This is a genomic window from Novosphingobium soli (assembly GCF_042432915.1).
In the GTDB taxonomy this organism is placed as follows: domain Bacteria; phylum Pseudomonadota; class Alphaproteobacteria; order Sphingomonadales; family Sphingomonadaceae; genus Novosphingobium; species Novosphingobium soli.
Genome location: NZ_JBHLWK010000015.1, coordinates 148365 through 166521 on the forward strand (window position 1 = coordinate 148365; position 18157 = coordinate 166521).

Consider the following 18157-nt stretch of genomic DNA (forward strand, 5'->3'; position numbering starts at 1 on the left):
CGGGCGGCTTCATGGTCAAGGACGCGACAGGATTGCAGGCGCTGACGGTGGGCGCCAACCCCGTGAAGCTCTGGGGCTTGACGATGGCGGAGCGCGTGGCGCGGATCGCCCGCGCCGCCGGAGTCGAGGCCGGATCAGAGGCCAAACTCGGGGAGGTGGCCGGGCCTGCCATCCTCTCCAACGCCGCCCACGCGTGGGACCCGGCGTGGTTCGGGTATGTCGCCGCGCGGCCGGGGATCGTGCTCACCCTCGGCGGCATCCCGGCGCTCGCCCATGCGGCCGACGCAGGGCAGGCGGAGCGCATCGTGCGGGCCATGGAGCGGGGGGAGGGCATCGCCGACACCGCCGGGCTCACGCTCGTTGCCTACGAGGACGGGCCGACGATCGAGAACAAGCAGCTGCGCAAGCGCGAGACGCCCTTCCTCATGGCGCTCACCCCGGCAAGCGTGCGGCAGATCGAGCGCGCGAGCTACTTCGGCGCCTACAAGGGCGTGACCGACGTCCTGACCAAGTATCTCTGGCCCGAGTGGGCGCTGGTGCTGACGCGCATCTGCGCGCGGCTGGGGATCACACCCAACATGGTGACGACCGTGGGTGCCGCCTTCTGCGTCGCGGCCACGGTGCTCTTCGCTTACGGCCACTACTGGGCCGGCATGGCGCTGGGCCTGGTGTTCATGGTTCTCGACACCGTGGACGGCAAGCTGGCGCGCTGCACGATCACCTCGTCGGCCTGGGGCAACGTGTTCGATCACGGCATGGACCTGGTGCATCCGCCGTTCTGGTGGTGGTTCTGGGCGACCGGGCTCGCCACCTGGGGGCTCGGCTACGACGATGCCACCTTCTGGTGGGTGCAGGCGGCGATCCAGGGCGGCTACGTGGTCCAGCGGCTGATCGAGGGGCTGTTCATGCGCCAGAACGGCCTGATGCACATCCACGTGTGGCGCCGGTTCGACAGCCGCTTCCGCCTCGTGACCGCGCGGCGCAACCCCAACATGGTGATCCTGTTCGTGGCCATGCTGTTCGCGCGGCCGGACCTCGGCCTCGTCGCGGTGGCCTGGTGGACCGTGCTCTCGTGCCTGGTCCATGCCGTGCGCCTGGTGCAGGCCTGGATTGTGCGGGCGCGCGGCGGTACGATCACCTCGTGGCTGGCGGAAGGGTGAGCCGATGAACGCGACGATGGAGAAGTTCGGCTGGCCGGCGACGCAGGTGGCGCAGTTCGCGCACTGGACGGTCCTCGCCCGCCCGGCACAGCCGACGCTCGGCGCACTGGTGCTGGCGGCCAAGAGCGACGCCACCGCCTTCGGCGACCTCCCCGCCGAAGCCCATGCCGAGCTCAAGATCGTCACCGCCGCGATCGAGGCGGCGCTGGGCAGGGCCGTGGGCTACCGGCGGCTCAACTACCTGATGCTCATGATGGTGGATCCGCACGTCCACTTCCACGTCATCCCCCGCTACGAAGGCGCGCGCGAGTGGCAGGGGCGAGAGTTCGTCGACTGCGGCTGGCCCAAGGTGCCGGACCTCGGCCACGCCGTGGCGCTGGAGGGCTCCGACCGGGAAGAGTTGGTCCAGTGGCTCAAGGGGCATTTCGACCAGAGCGACGGTTCGGGCGCTTCGACCCGCTCAGCCTGAGCGTGTCGAAGGCCGCAGCTCAGCTCGCGGCCATCTCCCGCGGCCCACCCCCTGCCGCAAGGCCGGTCACCAGGTGTCGGTCAGCCTCGTCGCGATCTCGATGTCGTTGAGGAAGTCCACCTCGGCCCAGTCCAGCCCCTCGATCGAGACGGTGCCGACCTTGCCGGTGGGCGCGATCGAGTCGATCACCTTGAGGTACCAGTGCTGCACGCCTTCGGGGGTGCGCATCGCCTGGCGCACGGTCTCCCGGAACAGGTCGGCACCTTCGCCGCGGAAGGCGAGGAAGCCGATCGACTCGGCGTTCGACTGCGCCGCCGTCAGCGTCTTGCCGATGTGGACGAGGCGACCGTCGCCTGCGCGCTCCACCTTCATGTCGTCGCTGTCGTAGCCCTCGGCCTTCACGTCCACGGTGACGGCGATCGGCCAGGGCTTGCCGTCCGGCCCCGTCGCACCCTGCTGGACCCGGGCGACGATCTCCTCCGACACCAGCGTGTCGCCGTTGAGGATGAGGAAGTCGCCGCGCATCGCCTCGCGCGCGATCCAGCAGGAGCCGAGGTTGTCCGCCACCTTGTAGAACGGGTTGAAGCGGATCGCGATCTCCACCCGCGGGTCGCGGATCGCCTGGAGGTGCTCTTCCAGCATGTCGGTCATGAACCCGGTCACCACGTCGATGCGCCGGACGCCGCCGCGGGCGAGCATCTCGATCTGCCATTCGATGAGCGAGCGGCCGGAAAAGTCGATCAGGCACTTGGGCCGCTCGGCGGTGAGCGGGAGCAGGCGCGAGCCCTGGCCGGCGCTGAGAAGGATGGCGTGTTCGATCATGGTCAAGGCTTCGGTCTGCTGGGGGGAAGCCGCGCGCCATACTCCTTGGCGGACCAAGAGGAAAGGCTGGCGCGCGCGATCCCCTTGCAAGTGGCGGCACCCTCGTCCAAATGCGACGCAATGTCCGCGCAACGATACCGCCGCGAGAGCGCCACCCCGCTAGGGCGGATCCTCCAGAACACGGCATGGCTGCTCGGCGGCAAGGGCTTCGGCGCGATCTGCGGTCTGGCCTACCTGGCGATCCTGACGCGGACGCTCGGCCTCAAGGACTTCGGCCACTTCTCGCTGATCTTCGGCACCGCGCAGGCGCTGACCTCGCTGGCGGGCTTCCAGACCTGGCGGGTGGTGGTCCGCTACGGCTCGGAGCACGTCCACGCGCGCGACTGGGGCAAGTTCGGCCGCCTGAGCATGCTGTGCGGCATGATCGACGCGGCCGGCGCGGTGTTCGGCTGCCTGCTGGCGGCGCTGCTGATCTTCGGCTTCGCCCACGTTCTGGACCTCAACCCGGACTATGTCGACGTCGCCTTCTGGTACTGCTTCGGCTCGCTCTGGGCACTGGTATCTGCACCCACGGGCGTGGTGCGCGCGCTCGACCGCTTCGACATGGCGGTCTACGTCGAGGCCATCGTGCCCAGTGGCCGGTTGGCCGCGGCGTTGCTGATCTGGGCCACCGGCCCCTCGGTCGGGCGCTTCCTGGCGGCCTGGGCGGCGGTCGATATCCTGGAGGCCATCCTCTACTGGATCATGGCGCGGCGTCTTGCGCCCGAGGCGGTGCGGCTGTCCAACCTGGGGCGGTGGCGCCAGGCGCTGCAGGAGAACCCGGGCGTCGCGCGCTTCTTCCTGATTACCTATGGCGGCTCCACCATCGACGCGGCCATGAAGAACGGACCGCTGCTGGTGGTCGGCGGCTGGGTCAGCACGCGCGCGGCGGGCCTCTATCGCCTGGCCTCGCAGCTGTCGCAGGCGCTGAGCAAGCTTTCGACCCTGCTGACGCGCTCGGTCTATGCCGAAGTGGCGCGGGTCCGGGTCGCCTCCAAGGCCGCCGAGTTCCGCAAGCTGGCGGTGCAGACGAGCCTGATCGCGGGCCTCGCCGGGGTCATCGTCGTGCTCATCGCGGTCTTCGCCGGCGAGACGCTGCTGGCGCTGATCGGCGGCGACGATTTCGAGAGCGGCGCGGCGATCCTCGTCCCGCTCTCGCTCGCGGCGAGCTTCGACCTGGCCAGCGTCGCCTTCGAGCCGGTGCTGCACGCCACAGGGCGGGCGCAGCAGTCGCTGGTGGCGCGCCTGATCGCGCTCGTGGCGCTGGGCGTGGCGCTGTGGCAGTTCATCCCGATGGGGCCGAGCGGCGCCGCCTGGGCGGTCGCGCTGGCGGGGGCGGTGTCCTACCTCGCCATGGGGGTGATGGCCTGGCGCACGCTCCAGCAGGTGGAGCGCGGTCGGATCGCCGTCGGCATTGCGGACCCGGTCACGGACGAACCCGCCTCGACAGCCGACTGAGCGCGCGTATCATGCGGCGATGACCGCCAGCCTCGCCGCCGAAGCCGCCGCCTTGGCCGACCGCGCCTTGTCCGAGCGCATCGTCGCGCTGCGCCGGGCCATCCACGCCGACCCCGAGATCGGGCTCCATACCCCCAGGACGCGCGACAAGATTCTTGCGGCGCTGGCCCACCTCCCTCTCGCATGGGCGGAAGGGCCTTCGACCACCGGCCTGGTGGCGACGCTGCGTGGCGGTGCGGGGCCGGGCCGCTGCGTCCTGCTGCGCGGCGACATGGATGCGCTGCCGATGCCGGAGGAGACCGGCCTTGCCTATGCCTCCGCCGTTCCGGGGGTGATGCATGCCTGCGGCCACGACGCGCATGTCGCCATGCTTACCGGAGCCGCTGAGATCCTTGCGGGACGCGCCTCGGACCTGCGGGGCGAGGTGCGCTTCATGTTCCAGCCGGGCGAGGAGGGCTACCACGGCGCTCGCTTCATGCTCGAGGACGGGCTGCTCGGCGGCGCGGGTTTCGACCGCCCCCTGCCCGACGCCGCCTTCGCGCTCCACGTCATGCCCAATGCCCCGCACGGTCTCGTCGGCGGGAAGGCGGGGCCGCTGCTGGCGGCGGCCGACCAGCTGCGCATCACCGTGACCGGGAGAGGCGGCCATGCCTCGATGCCGCACGACACGCTCGACCCGGTGCCGATCGCCTGCGAGATCGTCGGCGCGCTCCAGACCATGGTCGCGCGCCGCTTCAGCGTGTTCGACCCGGTGGTCGTCAGCGTCACCCGGATCGAGTCCGGCACCGCCCACAACGTCATCGCCGACAGCGCCACGCTCACCGGCACGATGCGCACGCTCTCCGCCGCGAACCGTGCGCGTCTGGCCGAGGAGGTTCCCCTGCTCGCCGCGGGGATCGCGGGCGCGCACGGGCTCACCGCCGAAGTGGAGATCCTCCAGGGTTTCCCCGTCACCGTGTGCGACGCCGGCGCGGTCGATTTCGGCGAGGGGGTGGCGCGCGAACTGCTGGGCGAGGGCGCCTTCCTGCGGCTGGCCGACCCGATCATGGGGGCGGAGGACTTCGCCTATGTGCTGGAGACCGTGCCGGGGGCGATGTTCTTCCTGGGCGCCAGTCCCGAAGGGGCGGACTGGCGGCAGTGCTGCGGCATCCACTCCACTCGCATGACGCTGGACGAAAGCGTGATGCCGCGCGGCGCCGCCTTCCTGGCGGCGCTCGCCACCCGTTTCCTGGCGCAGGGCTGGGGCTGAAGCGCCAGCGCGTCGCATTGTCGATGCCGCTGCGTCTCCTGCGCTTGCCACGCCGCGCCCGCTCTGCTGACCTGCCGGCGCAGAACGGGGTGGAGAGGGAATGGACGGCATCGAGCGGATCGAGGCGATCGAGCGCATCCGCAACCTGAAGGCGCGCTACTTCCGGCTGATGGACACCAAGCAGTGGGACCATCTGGCAGAGGTCTTCACGCGCGACATGAAAGTGCTCACCCCTGACGGGAGGATCTGGCTCTGCGGGGGAGAGGCCTATGCCCAGAGCCTGAGGGCCTCGCTGGAGCACGCGGTGTCCTGCCACCAGGGCTTCACCGCCGAGATCACGGTCCACGACGCCGAGCACGCCGAGGGTGTGTGGGCCATGCAGGACGCCATCACCTGGGACACCGCCCACCCGCGCGAAGGCTGGAAGGCCATCCTCGGGCGCGGCCACTATCACGAGACCTACCGCGTAGAGAACGGGGCATGGCGCATCGCCACCCTGACGCTCACCCGCATCAGCCTGGCCATCGAATGGCCCGAAGGAGCGACCGCGCCATGAACGACCTCAGCTTCGCCGACCAGTTCGGCGCCGGACGCGACGACAATCCCTACTGGAACGAGAGCGTGTGGTTCTCGCTCTCGATCCCCGAGCGGCACGTCCACGGGATGATCCAGTACTACTTCCGCCCCAACATGGGGATGCTGAACGGCGGGCCGGTGCTCTGGGATCCTTCGGGGACGTTCCAGTGGAACTGCCTGCACTATCAGTGGAGCCACCTCCAGGCGCTGCCGGCGGACACCCGCGGCAAGTTCGACATGAAGGCGCGCAATTCGCTGTCGTGCCGGATGGTCGAGCCGATGCGCCGGTACAAGCTGGACTACGACAAGGACGGGCTGCTGCTCGACCTCACCTGGACCGCGGTCGGGCCCGCGCACGAGCTGCGCACCGGCGATTCGGGACAGGCGGCGACGGCGAAGTTCCACATCGAGCAACCCGGCCGCATGCAGGGCACCGTGCGGCACGACGGCGAGGAGTGGGCGATCGACTGCTGGTCGATGCGCGACACCTCCTACGGCGCGCGGGAGTACGAGTCGCTCGCTTGCGGCGGGTACTTCTGGGGCATCGCGGACGGCAGCGCCTTCCACGCCATCGCCATGGGCGCCGGCACCGAGGCGCGCTCGATCGGCGGGTTCATCTGGAAGGACGGCACGATGGCGAGCCTCGCCTCCGGCCGCCGCGAGGTGCTGGAATGGGGCCAGTTCGGGCCGGCGCGGGTGCTGTGGCAGGCGACCGACACGCTTGGCCGGACGATGGAGGCCACCGGCACCATCGACCCCGGCCTCGTCTTCACCGGCTATACCGATCACACGGTGGTCTGGTCGTTGGTGCGCTGGGACTGGGACGGGAAGGAGCACTGGGGCGACAATCAGGAGTTCGCCCCGGTCGAGCGCTTCCGCCGCATCGCGCGCGGCGAGATCGCGGTGGGAAGCCCGGCATGACGCCCGCGGTCGCGCCCGGGCAGATCGTCGTCGTCAACGGCACCTCGGGCTCGGGCAAGTCGACCACCTGCGAGCTGTTCCAGAAGCGGCAGGAGGATTACTGGCTGCTCTATGGCATCGACCACTTCACCGCCAACACCCTGCCGGCCCGCTACGGCCACCACGGCCCGCTCGCCGCGCAGGGGATCGAGGCGGTGCCGGTCGATCCCGCGGACCCCGACGGCCCGCTGCGCTGGCGTCTGGGGCCGCAGGGGGTGAAGGCCTTTGCTGCCCTGCACGAATGGATGGCGGCGAGCGCGCGGCAGGGCCTCAACGTCATCTTCGACCACCTGCTGATGAGCGATCCGCCGGTCCTGCAGGACCTGGTGGCGCGCACGGCGGGGCTTCCGGTGCTGCTGGTCACCCTCAGGCCGCCCTTCGACGTGCTCGAGCGGCGCGTGGCCGAGCGGCGGATGGACAAGAAGATCCCCACCGACCTGCTGGGCGAGGATGCCGCGCGCAGGATCGTCGACCGGCTGACCCGCCTGCGCCCCTGGTTCTACGAGGAGGTCTACCGCAACGACGTGTCGGACCTGGTGATCGACACCGCGGTTCATGGTCCCGAGGTGGTCTGCGCGATGATCGAGACGCGGCTGGCGCAGGGGCCGGGCACGGCCTTCGAGACGCTGCGGGCGCGGTACGGCTCCTGACCGGGGCCGGACCGCGCCCGCCGCCCCCTAGAGGCTGAACGGCCGCAGGGTCAGGCGCAGGAACACCTCGCGCCCGCGGTCGGGGATGCAGGCGAGCTCGTCCACGCCCGCGGCGTTGCGGGTGGTGCCACCCGTCAGCGGCGAGAGGAAGATCTGCCCGGTGGCGCCGCTGAACTGGGTGCAGTTGCCCGAGGTGTACTTGTTGGTCAGGTTGTTGCCGATCAGCGCCAGCTCCCAGCCGTCGGTATCGCCCGCAAGCGCGACGTTGCCGTTCAGCTTGAAGAAGGCGGGCTGGTAGAAGTCGGCGCGGTCACCCAGGTTGCGCAGGAATTTCGAGGAATACTGCCCGTTCAGCCCCAGCGTGAGCTTCATGCTGGCGCCGACCGGGGTCTCGTAGTCGACACCGCCCGTGGCGGTCCAGTCGGCCGCCTTGGGCAGGGGCACGCCGGAGAGGTCCTGCGCCTGGAACAGCCCCGTATCCTCGTTGAAGAAGCGGTCGCAGCCGTCCTGGATGCGCTGGCCGCCCCAGCAGGGCGCGTTGTCGAAGGTGGTGAACCGTGCGTGATTCCAGTTCACCGCCAGCCTGGCGCTGAGGCCTTCGAACGCGGGCGGGCGGTAGGTGGCCTCGAAGTCAATGCCGTAGACCTTGGACGAGGCCGCGTTGATCGTGCGGATCACCGGGAGCCCGCCCGAGGCGACCTCGTTGGCGCCGACCTGCAGGTCCGAGTACTTGTAGTAGTAGAAGGCCGTGTTCACCGTCACCGTGCGGTCCGCCAGCCGCGCCTTCACGCCGATCTCGCCGCCGCGCACCTTCTCGTCGCCGAAGGAGTTGTCGACGCCTTCCGCGGGCGGCGTGGTCATGATGAACGAGCCGGACTTGTAGCCCTGCTTGAGCGCGCCGAAGATCGTCAGGTCGTCGGTCGGGGTGTAGGTGATCGTGAGCTCGGGCGACCAGTTCTTCGAGCGGATGTCCGGCTGCCCCACTGTGACCGTGACGGGCGTTGCGTCGATTCCCGTCAGGGTATAGCCGTCGTCATGCCGCTTCTCGTCGGTGTAGCGCACGCCGCCGGCGATCTCGAGCGTTTCCGCCGGGCGCCAGCGCAGCTGCCCGAAGCCGGAGTAGGCGTCGATCCCCACGTCGTTGATGCCGGCGGTCAGCGTGGTGAACGCCGGGCTGCCGAAGAGGGCCAGGTTGCCGCCGACGAAGACTCGGTTGGTGATCCGCCCGTCCTGGTAGTAGCCGCCGAGGAGGAAATTCAGCGCGCTGGAGAAGTCCGACTGGAGGCGCAGCTCCTGCGTGTAGTCGCGCCGGGTGAAATGGTTGTCGGCCATCAGGCTGGGCCCGGCATAGCCCGTATTGACGCCGTTGATGAAGCCGTCGACGGTGGTGTTGAAGTAGCCGGTGGTGGACGTCAGCGTCAGCAGCGGCGCCACTTCATAGTTCATCTCCAGCGTGCCGAACTGGGTCTGGTACTTCATGAAGGGCACGCCGCCGTTGCGCGCGCTGGGGAAGGCGGCCGGATCGAGATCGACGATGTAGATGTCGCGGTCCACCCTGCAGTCGTCGGCCGGGTTGATGAAGGGAATCCCGGCCGGAGCGCCGTTCCCGTCCGGGCAGCTGCCGTAGGCCGAGCTGCCGCCGGTGATGCGCTTCTCCGTCGCATTGGCCTTGAGGCGCAGGCTGAAGCTGTCGTCCGGCTCCCACACGAAGGTTCCGCGCACGATGAACTCGTCGCCGCCGTTGTAGCGCTTGCTCGAGGGATCGACGGCGCCGGTGCCGGGGAGGGCCGTGGCCCGGTTGCGGAAATAGCCGTCGTCCTTGGAGTACATGCCGGCGAAGCGGAAGCCGACGGTGTCGCTGAGCGGCGCCGAGTAGATCAGTTCGCCGCGCCGCTCGCGCGATTCGAACAGGTAGCTGGCGCGGGCGATCAGCTCCGCCTCGTCGCCGGGATCGGCCGTGCGGATCGAGATCACGCCGCCCGGGCTGTTCTTGCCGAAGAACAGCGCCTGCGGACCCTTGAGCACTTCGACCTGCGCCATGTCGAACAGTCCGACCGCATACGTGGCGCCCTGGGTGAGCTGGAGCCCGTCGATGTTGAGCGAGACCGACTGGTCGACGCCGGCATCGAGCGAGCTGGTGCCAACGCCGCGCAGCGAGATCTGGGTGCCCACGGTCAGCACGTTGTTGCCCACCTGCAGGCCGGCGACCTGGTTGGTGATGCCCGTGATATCGGTCACTTGCGCCTTGGAGAGGATCTCCGGGCTCAGCACCGTCTCGATCACGGGAACCTTGAGCACCGATTCCTGCCGCTTGCGGGCGGTGACGATGATATCGCCGTTCTCAACCCTCGGGGCCTCGGCCGGCCGGGCGGCGGCTTCCTGCGCCTGTCCGGCGACGGGGCAGGCCAGCGCGCACCCGGAGGCGGCCAGCAGGAGCATGCTCTTGCGCATCGTGTTCTCTCCCATCCCTGCTCCGCCGCGCGAGCCGCGTCATGCGGCGTCGGTCCGTGGCGGAGGTCTTGCCGGCTTCTGCGGCCGGCCGGTGTTCGGACGGGCTGTCTAGCGCGGGATCGCTCCGGGCGATTTCCCCCGCGCGCAAGCGGCCTTGACTGCGGTTGCGCTCGGCGCACCCATTGCGCGCGAGGTCACGCCCGCGCTCAGGTCTGGACCAAGGAGGGGATCGGCGCGGGCGCTCAGGCCTGGACGTCGGCCCAGTCGGGATGGCGACGGAAGGCGGTCACGACGTAGCTGCACACCGGCGCGATCCGGAAGTCGTTCTCGCGCGCGTCTGCGACCATCGCCTCGACCAGTCGCATCGCCACGCCGCGACCGCCGATCGGCGGCGGGACCAGCGTGTGCTCGGCGTAGCGAACGCCGCCCCGCTCGGTCCAGGTGAGCCGGCCGATGTGATCGCTGTCGGCGACGTGCGCGTGGTACTCGCCGGTCGAGCCGTTCTCGTGCTTGGTGATGGTAACGCCGACCATGGGCGGTTCTCCTCTTTGTCAGGGTGCGAACGCCGGGGTAGTGCTTGACGTTCCAGGCGGCTGCTTTCAGGGCATGGGGCCATGCAGTTCACGTCCGACAATGCCGCCGCCGTCCATCCCGCCGTGTGGAAGGCGATGATGGCGGCCGATGCCGCCGACGCCCCATACGACGGTGACGATCTCAGCCGCCGGCTCGACGGCGCCTTCTCCGCGCTGTTCGGGCGCGAATGCGCGGTGCTGTGGGTGGCGACGGGGACCGCGGCGAACTGCCTGGGCCTGGCCGCGCTGGTGTCGCCGCACGGCGCGGTCGCGTGCCACCGCGAAGCGCACATCGAGATGGACGAGGCGGGCGCGCCCGGTTTCTACCTCCATGGCGCCAAGCTGCTGCTGGCCGAAGGGGAGAGCGCCCGGGTCACGCCCGAGACGCTCGCCGCCATCCTCGACCCGATCCGCGACGACGTCCACCAGGTGCAGCCCCACGCGGTCTCGATCACCCAGGCGAGCGAGTACGGCTGCGTCTATAGGCCGGCGGACCTGGCGGCGATCGCGGCCTTCGCCCGTGGTCGCAAGCTGGGCCTGCACATGGACGGGGCGCGCTTCGCCAATGCGGTGGCGTTCCTCGGCTGCAGCCCGGCCGAGGCGGCAGGCGACATCGACGTGCTCAGCTTCGGCTTCGTCAAGAACGGCGGGATGAGCGCGGAGGCGATCGTCTTCTTCGACGTCGAGGCGGCCCGCACGATCCGGTATCGCCGCAAGCGCGCCGGCCATCTCCAGTCCAAGGGACGGTTCATGGCCGCGCAGATCCTGGCGATGCTGGAGGACGACGTGTGGCTGGCCAACGCGCGCGCGGCCAATGCCGCCGCGGCCCGGATCGCCGCGGCGGACCCGGCTCGGCTGCTGCACCCGGTAGAGGCCAACGAGGTGTTCCTGTCCTGCACCGCGAACGAGCGCGAGGCGCTGCGGGCGCAGGGCTTCGCCTTCTACGACTGGGGCCCGGACGCGGCGCGGCTGGTGACGGCATGGGACGCGCGCGACGATCACGTCGAGGCGCTGGCCCGCGCCATCGCGGCGCTGTGAGCATCGCGTCGCAGACGAGGGCGCCGTGAGCGCCGGTGCCGGGGAGGCGCCGGCCTCCCGTGCCCGCATCGTCATCGCCTTCCTGGTGGTGACCGCGATCTGGGGCTCGACCTGGCTGGTCATCAAGGACCAGGTCGGATCGGTCCCGGCCTCGTGGTCAATCACCTACCGCTTCCTCGTCGCCTGCGTCGGCATGTTCGTCCTTGCGCTGCTGCGCCGGGATCCGCTGCGCCTCCCGCGCGAGGGGATGGTGCTCTCGATGCTGGTCGGGCTGGCGCAGTTCGTCGGCAACTTCCAGTTCGTCTACCAGGCCGAAATCCACCTGACCTCGGGCCTGGTGGCGGTGTTCTATGCGCTGTTGATGGTGCCCAATGCGATCCTTGCGCGCATCTTCCTCCAGCAGCGGGTCGCCCCCGGTTTCGTGGTCGGTTCGCTGGTGGCGATGTCGGGCATCGCGCTGCTGCTGGTCCACGAGTACCGCTCCGCCCCGCCCGAGGGTCGCATCGTGCTGGGCGTGGCGCTCACCTGCGCCGGGCTGCTGAGCGCCTCGGTGGCGAACGTGCTCCAGGCCGGGCGCGTCGCGCGCGGGCTGGCGGTGGTGCCGCTGATCGCCTGGTCGATGCTGTGGGGGACCCTGATCGACATCGTCTGGAGCCTGGCGACTGCGGGGCCGCCGGTGATCGAGACGCGCTGGGAATACCTGGCGGGCATCCTCTATCTTGCGATCATGGGCTCGGTGGTGACGTTCCCGCTCTACTTCATGCTGATCCGCCAGCTCGGGCCGGGCCGCGCGGCCTACAACGGCGTCGCGGTGCCGGTGGTGGCGATGGCGCTCTCGACGCTGTTCGAGGGCTATCGCTGGACCACGCTGGCCGTGGCCGGGGCGGTGCTGGCGATGGCGGGGCTGGTGATCGCCCTCTCGGCGCGGCGCAAGGCGGCGTAGGGCGCGTGGACAAATTCAGACGGTCCGGTCACGCCCCATGGCGGACATTTCGCGCAAAAGATTAGCCCGGCTTGCGGCGACCCAACAAAGCAATAACTGCGCCGATGGGCAGCACCCACAGAGGTTGAAAGATCAACGGATGAATAAGCAAGGCAACGGCAGATGTTGAAGATCTTGCGAGATCGATCAAGATAACCAACCGTAGATAATCAAGCGCAGCTGCGAGTGAAAAGACGACAATAGCGCCCTTAAATCTTATAGGTATCGACTTCTTGACAATGAAGACGCCGAGAATTTGCAGCCATGCAATAATGGGCGACGCCATCAAGAATGCTAATGCCTGCGTCAAGAAGTCCCCAACGCTCTTATCCCAAGATATAACGCTTGCAGTGGCAATTGGGTTTACAAAACACAGAGCACAGGCGGCAGGGATCAATTTGATTCGCATAGCTGATGCCATCCGCTTTGTGGCAGCAATCCACCCAACCTGGCCATTCCGGTGCGAAAAATCGCACTTTCAAGCGAAATGGCAGCTTACGCCCCATCCTCCCCTTGGGGGAGGGGAACCATGCGAAGCATGGTGGAGGGGCACGAGCGTTTGCGTGACCGTGATCGACAGGAAGTTCTGCTGTGGGCTAACGAGATGGCACGCACACCGAGGGTGCCCCTCCACCACCCTCCGGGTGGTCCCCCTCCCCGTTCCGGGGAGGATGGCTACGGCGGCTTCCGCCCCGTTGCAGTCCTTCGCTGATTTTCTAACATGCAGCGATGTTGCGCTATTACATTTCCTTGTCGCTGACGATTTTAGCTTTGTCGGGATGCAACTTCCCGGGAAAATATGAGCGGTTCCGAGGAATGGCAGTATTGGGACCGCATGGCCCCGAGTTTTATCCGGAAATGGAATTCAGGAGCGGACAGGAAAAGATTTCTCCTTGGCGTATGTCGGGGATCGGAAAGGATTTAAAGCCCCGACTAGAGAAAGCAAAGCGCAACGCAGCCGAGCTTGGCCTGTCGTCGTTTCCTTGGATCACAGTCGAATTTTTGGGCGAAGAGATCACCCCTTCGCCTAAATACGATGGACCCACAAAGGAAGTCAGGGTGGTCGAATGGGTAAAGGTAGAGCCGTGCACGACAATGCCGGACAAGTGCTTAGATCAATGACCGCTTTCCACTCCGTTGCTGCCATTTAGCAGACGTCGAATTTGTCCACGCCGCCTAGCGAACGGCCGGCGGTACATCAGCCGGGGCGCAGTGCCCGCAGCCCCTCCCGGTAGGTGGGATAGCGCGGTTGCCAGCCGAGGACGCGGCGGGCCTTGCCGTTGGCGACGCGGCGGTTCTCCGCATAGAACGCCCGCGCCATCGGCGAGAGGCCGGCCTCGTCCAGCGCCTGCAGCGGCGGCAGCGCGGCGCCGGTGAGGCGGCAGGCCTCCTCCACCAGCCGGTTCTGCGCGCAGGGCAGGTCGTCGGCGAGGTTGTAGGCGCCGCCCGGGGCGGCGATGCCGCCGACGACGCCGGCTGCGATGTCCTCCACGTGGACGCGGCTGAACACTTGCGCCGGCAGGTCGATGCGGTGGGCGCGTCCTTCGGCGAGCCGCTCGAAGATCGAGCGTCCGGGCCCGTAGATCCCCGGGAGGCGGTAGACCCGCGCACCCCGCGCCAGCCAGGCGGCGTCGGCCTCGCTGCGAGCGGTGCGGCGGCCACGGCCGACGGGGGCGCTCTCGTCCACCCAGGCGCCCCCGGTGTCGCCATAGACACCGGTGGAGGAGAGATAGGACAGCGCCTTGCCGCCGAGCGCGTCGCCGTAGCGCTCCAGCACCGGGTCGAGCGGCTCGCCCCGCCCCTCGCGCCCGGGCGGGACCGAGGAGAGCACATGGTCGGCGTCGGCCAGCGCCACGCGCACGCTGCCGGCGTCGTCGAAGCCGAGATCGCCCTCGCGGCCGGTCGCGATCACCTCCCAGCCGAGCGCGGCGAAGCGGCCCGCCACGAAGCGCGCGGTGTAGCCGAGGCCGAAGATGAAGAGACGAGGCATGCCGGCGACGTCATAGTCACCATCGCCGCTGCAGAGAAGCGCCCATCCGCGCCGGAATTCGGATGAGCCCGCGCTGGCAATCCCGGTCCGAGCCTCTAAGTATGCCGCATGGACATCGCCAGCAGACCCTCCGAGCCCGCCGAGAACCCCAAGGTTGCCGACGCCGCCCCGCCGCCGCAGGCGCCGCCGTCGATCCGCCGGGAGGATTACCTGCCGCCGGCCTGGCTGGTCCCCGAAGTGGCGCTCGATTTCCGCCTCGGCCTCGAGGAGACGCGGGTCGCCTCCCGCCTCTCGGTGCGGCGCAATCCGGAGGGCAACGGCACGGCCACGCTGCGGCTCAATGGGGACCAGATCACCCCCCTGACCCTGCGTATCGACGGGCAGGAGGTCCACGACTGGCGCATGGATGGGCCCGACCTGCTCGTCGCTTTGCCCGGAGAAGCGCACCAGGTGGAGATCGAAACGTGCCTCAACCCCGGCGCTAACAGCCAGCTAATGGGCCTCTATGCGTCGAACGGCATGCTCTGCACCCAGTGCGAGGCCGAGGGCTTCCGGCGCATCACCTTCTTCCCCGATCGCCCCGACGTGCTCTCCACCTACACCGTGCGGATGCGCGGGGACAAGGCTAAGTTCCCGATTTTGCTGGCAAACGGCAACTGCACCGCGCAGGGCGAGGACGCCGACGGCACGCATTGGGCCGAATGGCACGACCCCTGGCCCAAGCCCAGCTACCTCTTCGCCCTCGTCGCCGGCGAACTCGTCGCCAACCACGCCACCTTCACGACGATGACCGGTCGAACGGTCGACCTCAACATCTGGGTCCGTCCCGGAGACGAAGATCGCACGCAGCACGCGATGGACTCGCTGATCGCTTCGATGAAGTGGGACGAGGAGACGTTCGGGCGCGAATACGACCTCGATCTTTTCAATATCGTCGCCGTATCCGACTTCAACATGGGCGCGATGGAGAACAAGGGCCTCAACGTCTTCAACACGCGTTACGTGCTGGCGGACCCGGAGACGGCCACCGATGCCGACTACGACGCGGTCGAGGGCGTGATCGGCCACGAATACTTTCACAACTGGTCCGGCAACCGCGTGACCTGCCGCGACTGGTTCCAGCTCAGCCTCAAGGAAGGCTTCACGGTGCTGCGCGACCAGCTGTTCAGCGCCGACATGGGCAGCGAGGCGGTCAAGCGGATCGAGGACGTGCGAGTGCTGCGCATCGCCCAGTTCCCCGAGGATTCCGGCCCCCTCGCACATCCGATCCGGCCCGATTCCTACCAGGAGATCAGCAACTTCTACACCGCCACCGTCTACAACAAGGGTGCCGAGGTGATCCGCATGATGCGCACCATGGCGGGCCCGGAGCGGTTCCGGAAAGGCACCGACCTCTATTTCGACCGCCACGACGGCCAAGCGGCCACTTGCGAGGACTTCGTCAAGGCGATCGAGGACGGCGCCGGCCTCGATCTGAGGCAGTTCCGCCTCTGGTACGCGCAGGCGGGCACCCCGCAAGTCGGCGTGGAACTGGAGCACAAGGGCACGCAGGCGATCCTCCGGCTCACCCAGAGCGTGCCCGCCACTCCTGGCCAGCCCGAGAAGCAGCCCATGCCGATCCCGCTGCGCCTCGCGCTCTACGACCGCGACCGGGGCGAGCACTCGGGCGAGAAGCTCGTCGTGCTGGACAAGGATAGCGACACCTTCGTCTTCGACGGCTTCGCTCGGCCGCCGGTGCTCTCGATCAACCGCGGCTTCTCGGCGCCGGTCGCGATCCGCTTCCCGCGCGACAATGCCGACCTGGTGTTCCTCGCCGCGCACGATGACGATCCCTTCGCCCGCTACGAGGCGATGCAGGGGCTGGTAGTGCAGCACCTCGTCGCTGCGGTGAGCGGGCAGCTCGACGAAGCCACCCGGGCCGAGGCGCGCCACGCGATCGGCGAGGCTTTCGCCGCGATCATCGCCGATCCGGCTCTCGACGACCTCATGCGCGGCGAGCTGATGATCCTCCCGGCGGAGACCTACCTGGCCGAGCAGCTTGCCGTCTCCGATCCCGGCGCCATTCACGCCGAACGGGAGGGACTGAAGCGCTGGCTCGGGCGCGAGCTGGCAGGGCCGCTGCGGTCCCTGCACGATCGCGCCGCCGCCGTGGCTTACGCGCGCGATGCCGCGGCCCGCGGCGCACGTAAGATCAAGACGCAGGCGCTCACGCTCATCGCCGCCGGCGATCCGGCCGAGGGCGCCCGGCGGGCCTACGCCCAGTACACCGCCGCCGACAACATGACCGACCGCCAGGGCGCCCTCATGGTGCTCGCCAGCCTCGATGCGCCCGAACGGGAGGAGGCCTTGGCCGACTTCCACCGCCGCTATGAAGGCAATGCACTGGTCATCGACAAGTGGTTCTCGCTCCAGGCAGGCTCGTTCCACCCGCGCGTGCTCGAGCACATTCGCGCGCTTGCCCGGCACCCCGACTTCACCATGGGCAACCCCAATCGCGTCAGGGCGCTCTACATGGCGGCCACGGCGAATCCCGACGCCTTTCATCACGAGAGCGGCGAGGGTTACCGCATGATCGGCGAGCTCATCCGCAAGCTCGACCCGATCAATGCCCAGACCGCCGCGCGCTTCGTTCCCGCGTTGGGGCGCTGGCGCCGGATCGAGCCGGTGCGCGCGGCGCAGATGCGTGCGGAGCTGGAGCGGACGGCGGCGGTGCCGGACCTGTCGCGCGACGTGCGCGAACAGGTGTCGAAGAGCCTTGGCTGACGCCGAGCCCGGTGCGGTCGACGTCAGCCGCGCGCCGCTTCTCGAAGGGCTGCCGCACGGCTTCCTCGGCCGCTCCGGAGGCGTCAGCACGGGGGACGTGGCCGGCCTGAACGTCGGCCACGGCGCCGGGGACGATCCGGCCAGCGTCGCCCGCAATCGGGCGCTCGCCACCGATGCGGTGCTGCCTGGCGTGCGGCTGGTCACGGTCTACCAGGTCCACTCGGCCCTGTGCACCGTCGCGGGCGATCCGCTCTGGGCCGAGGCGGAACGCCCGCACGCTGACGCGCTCGTCACCGACCGGCCGGGCCGGCTCCTCGGCATCCTCACCGCCGACTGCGCGCCCGTGCTCCTCGCGGATCGCTCTGCCGGCGTTGTGGGCGCGGCGCACGCGGGGTGGAAAGGCGCGATCCAGGGCGTCACCGACGCGACGATCGCGGCGATGGAAGGTCTCGGCGCCCGCCGCGCAAGCATCGTGGCGGCGGTCGGTCCCTGCATCGCCTCCCCCTCCTACGAAGTGGACCAGGCGTTCCGCGACCGCTTCCTGGCCGAAGGGCCGGACAATCCCCGCCATTTCGCCGAAGGGCGGCCCGGCCACTGGCACTTCGACCTCGAAGGCTACCTCATGGGCCGCCTGCGCGCAGCCGGGATCGGCCATGTGGAAGGCCTCGGCCTCGACACTTATGCCGCGCCGCAGCGATTTTATTCGTACCGCCGCGCCACGCACCGCCAGGAGCCCGCCTACGGGCGGCAGATCTCCTTGATCGGACTGGCTTGAGTTACTTGCGCGACGATTGAACCGCGCGCCGTTACAGTGCCTTGCCACGACCAAAAAGGCGGTTGGCACGATCCGGTTTCGTGTATATCAGGCCGGCAAAGTCGGAAGAGGAGCGGGCTGCGCCCCGCGAATTGAGCCGACAAGGGGGATACCAGGATACCGTTGGTCAGATTGGCCTCCTGTCGGTCCCCCGGCAGTGGGTT

The 18157-nt window shown here is 68.9% G+C and carries 17 protein-coding genes; 12 read left to right on the forward strand and 5 right to left on the reverse strand.

Annotation, left to right across the window (positions count from 1 at the left end; all coding sequences use genetic code 11):
- Positions 1 to 11 precede the first annotated feature (11 nt).
- The gene (locus ACFFJC_RS12940; RefSeq protein WP_379487896.1) at positions 12 to 1160 is read left to right on the forward strand and encodes a CDP-alcohol phosphatidyltransferase family protein; all 1149 of its coding nucleotides are present in this window, start codon (positions 12 to 14) and stop codon (positions 1158 to 1160) included.
- 4 nt (positions 1161 to 1164) lie between these two features.
- Entirely contained in the window at positions 1165 to 1629 is a 465-nt protein-coding gene (locus ACFFJC_RS12945; RefSeq protein ID WP_379487897.1) for an HIT family protein, read from the forward strand.
- A 66-nt stretch (positions 1630 to 1695) separates the two neighbouring features.
- Here ACFFJC_RS12945 and ACFFJC_RS12950 read toward each other — a convergent pair whose 3' ends face one another.
- Positions 1696 to 2451 (reverse strand): phosphocholine cytidylyltransferase family protein, encoded by a 756-nt coding sequence (locus ACFFJC_RS12950; protein WP_379488038.1) that lies wholly within the window; start codon positions 2449 to 2451, stop codon positions 1696 to 1698.
- Between the two features lie 120 nt (positions 2452 to 2571).
- On the opposite strand from ACFFJC_RS12950, the gene ACFFJC_RS12955 reads away from it, so the two are divergent.
- The 5 genes from ACFFJC_RS12955 to ACFFJC_RS12975 all read left to right on the forward strand — a co-directional run bounded on the left by ACFFJC_RS12955 (position 2572) and on the right by ACFFJC_RS12975 (position 7383).
- Entirely contained in the window at positions 2572 to 3948 is a 1377-nt protein-coding gene (locus ACFFJC_RS12955; RefSeq protein ID WP_379487898.1) for a lipopolysaccharide biosynthesis protein, read from the forward strand.
- A 19-nt stretch (positions 3949 to 3967) separates the two neighbouring features.
- Positions 3968 to 5197 (forward strand): M20 metallopeptidase family protein, encoded by a 1230-nt coding sequence (locus ACFFJC_RS12960; protein WP_379487899.1) that lies wholly within the window; start codon positions 3968 to 3970, stop codon positions 5195 to 5197.
- A gap of 100 nt (positions 5198 to 5297) precedes the next feature.
- A complete protein-coding gene (locus tag ACFFJC_RS12965) occupies positions 5298 to 5753 on the forward strand; it encodes a nuclear transport factor 2 family protein (RefSeq protein WP_379487900.1) in 456 nt (151 codons plus the stop codon).
- Positions 5750 to 6694: a DUF7064 domain-containing protein gene (locus ACFFJC_RS12970; RefSeq protein WP_379487901.1), complete on the forward strand. Its 945-nt coding sequence runs from the start codon at positions 5750 to 5752 to the stop codon at positions 6692 to 6694. The genes ACFFJC_RS12965 and ACFFJC_RS12970 overlap by 4 nt, the downstream gene beginning before the upstream one ends.
- Positions 6691 to 7383 (forward strand): phosphotransferase-like protein, encoded by a 693-nt coding sequence (locus tag ACFFJC_RS12975; protein WP_379487902.1) that lies wholly within the window; start codon positions 6691 to 6693, stop codon positions 7381 to 7383. Before ACFFJC_RS12970 ends, ACFFJC_RS12975 begins: the two co-directional genes overlap by 4 nt.
- A gap of 27 nt (positions 7384 to 7410) precedes the next feature.
- On the opposite strand, the gene ACFFJC_RS12980 is transcribed toward ACFFJC_RS12975, so the two are convergent.
- Positions 7411 to 9834, reverse strand: coding sequence for a TonB-dependent receptor (locus tag ACFFJC_RS12980; protein WP_379487903.1), 2424 nt, complete (start codon positions 9832 to 9834; stop codon positions 7411 to 7413).
- Between the two features lie 242 nt (positions 9835 to 10076).
- Positions 10077 to 10367 (reverse strand): GNAT family N-acetyltransferase, encoded by a 291-nt coding sequence (locus tag ACFFJC_RS12985; RefSeq protein ID WP_379487904.1) that lies wholly within the window; start codon positions 10365 to 10367, stop codon positions 10077 to 10079.
- A gap of 81 nt (positions 10368 to 10448) precedes the next feature.
- Here ACFFJC_RS12985 and ACFFJC_RS12990 point away from each other — a divergent pair, with 81 nt between their 5' ends.
- On the forward strand, positions 10449 to 11444 hold the full coding sequence (locus tag ACFFJC_RS12990) for a threonine aldolase family protein (protein WP_379487905.1): 996 nt from the start codon (positions 10449 to 10451) through the stop codon (positions 11442 to 11444).
- A 25-nt stretch (positions 11445 to 11469) separates the two neighbouring features.
- Positions 11470 to 12387 (forward strand): DMT family transporter, encoded by a 918-nt coding sequence (locus ACFFJC_RS12995; protein ID WP_379487906.1) that lies wholly within the window; start codon positions 11470 to 11472, stop codon positions 12385 to 12387.
- Positions 12388 to 12448: 61 nt separating this feature from the next.
- Here ACFFJC_RS12995 and ACFFJC_RS13000 read toward each other — a convergent pair whose 3' ends face one another.
- The gene (locus ACFFJC_RS13000; protein ID WP_379487907.1) at positions 12449 to 12847 is read right to left on the reverse strand and encodes a hypothetical protein; all 399 of its coding nucleotides are present in this window, start codon (positions 12845 to 12847) and stop codon (positions 12449 to 12451) included.
- Between the two features lie 308 nt (positions 12848 to 13155).
- Here ACFFJC_RS13000 and ACFFJC_RS13005 point away from each other — a divergent pair, with 308 nt between their 5' ends.
- On the forward strand, positions 13156 to 13548 hold the full coding sequence (locus ACFFJC_RS13005; protein WP_379487908.1) for a hypothetical protein: 393 nt from the start codon (positions 13156 to 13158) through the stop codon (positions 13546 to 13548).
- A 76-nt stretch (positions 13549 to 13624) separates the two neighbouring features.
- Here the strand turns inward: ACFFJC_RS13005 and ACFFJC_RS13010 are convergent, their stop codons facing one another.
- Positions 13625 to 14416, reverse strand: coding sequence for a Rossmann-fold NAD(P)-binding domain-containing protein (locus ACFFJC_RS13010; RefSeq protein WP_379487909.1), 792 nt, complete (start codon positions 14414 to 14416; stop codon positions 13625 to 13627).
- 108 nt (positions 14417 to 14524) lie between these two features.
- On the opposite strand from ACFFJC_RS13010, the gene pepN reads away from it, so the two are divergent.
- Complete coding sequence (gene pepN, locus ACFFJC_RS13015; protein ID WP_379487910.1) at positions 14525 to 17179, forward strand: aminopeptidase N; 2655 nt, start codon at positions 14525 to 14527, stop codon at positions 17177 to 17179.
- The gene (pgeF, locus tag ACFFJC_RS13020; protein WP_379487911.1) at positions 17172 to 17954 is read left to right on the forward strand and encodes a peptidoglycan editing factor PgeF; all 783 of its coding nucleotides are present in this window, start codon (positions 17172 to 17174) and stop codon (positions 17952 to 17954) included. The genes pepN and pgeF overlap by 8 nt, the downstream gene beginning before the upstream one ends.
- Positions 17955 to 18157: the final 203 nt, after the last annotated feature.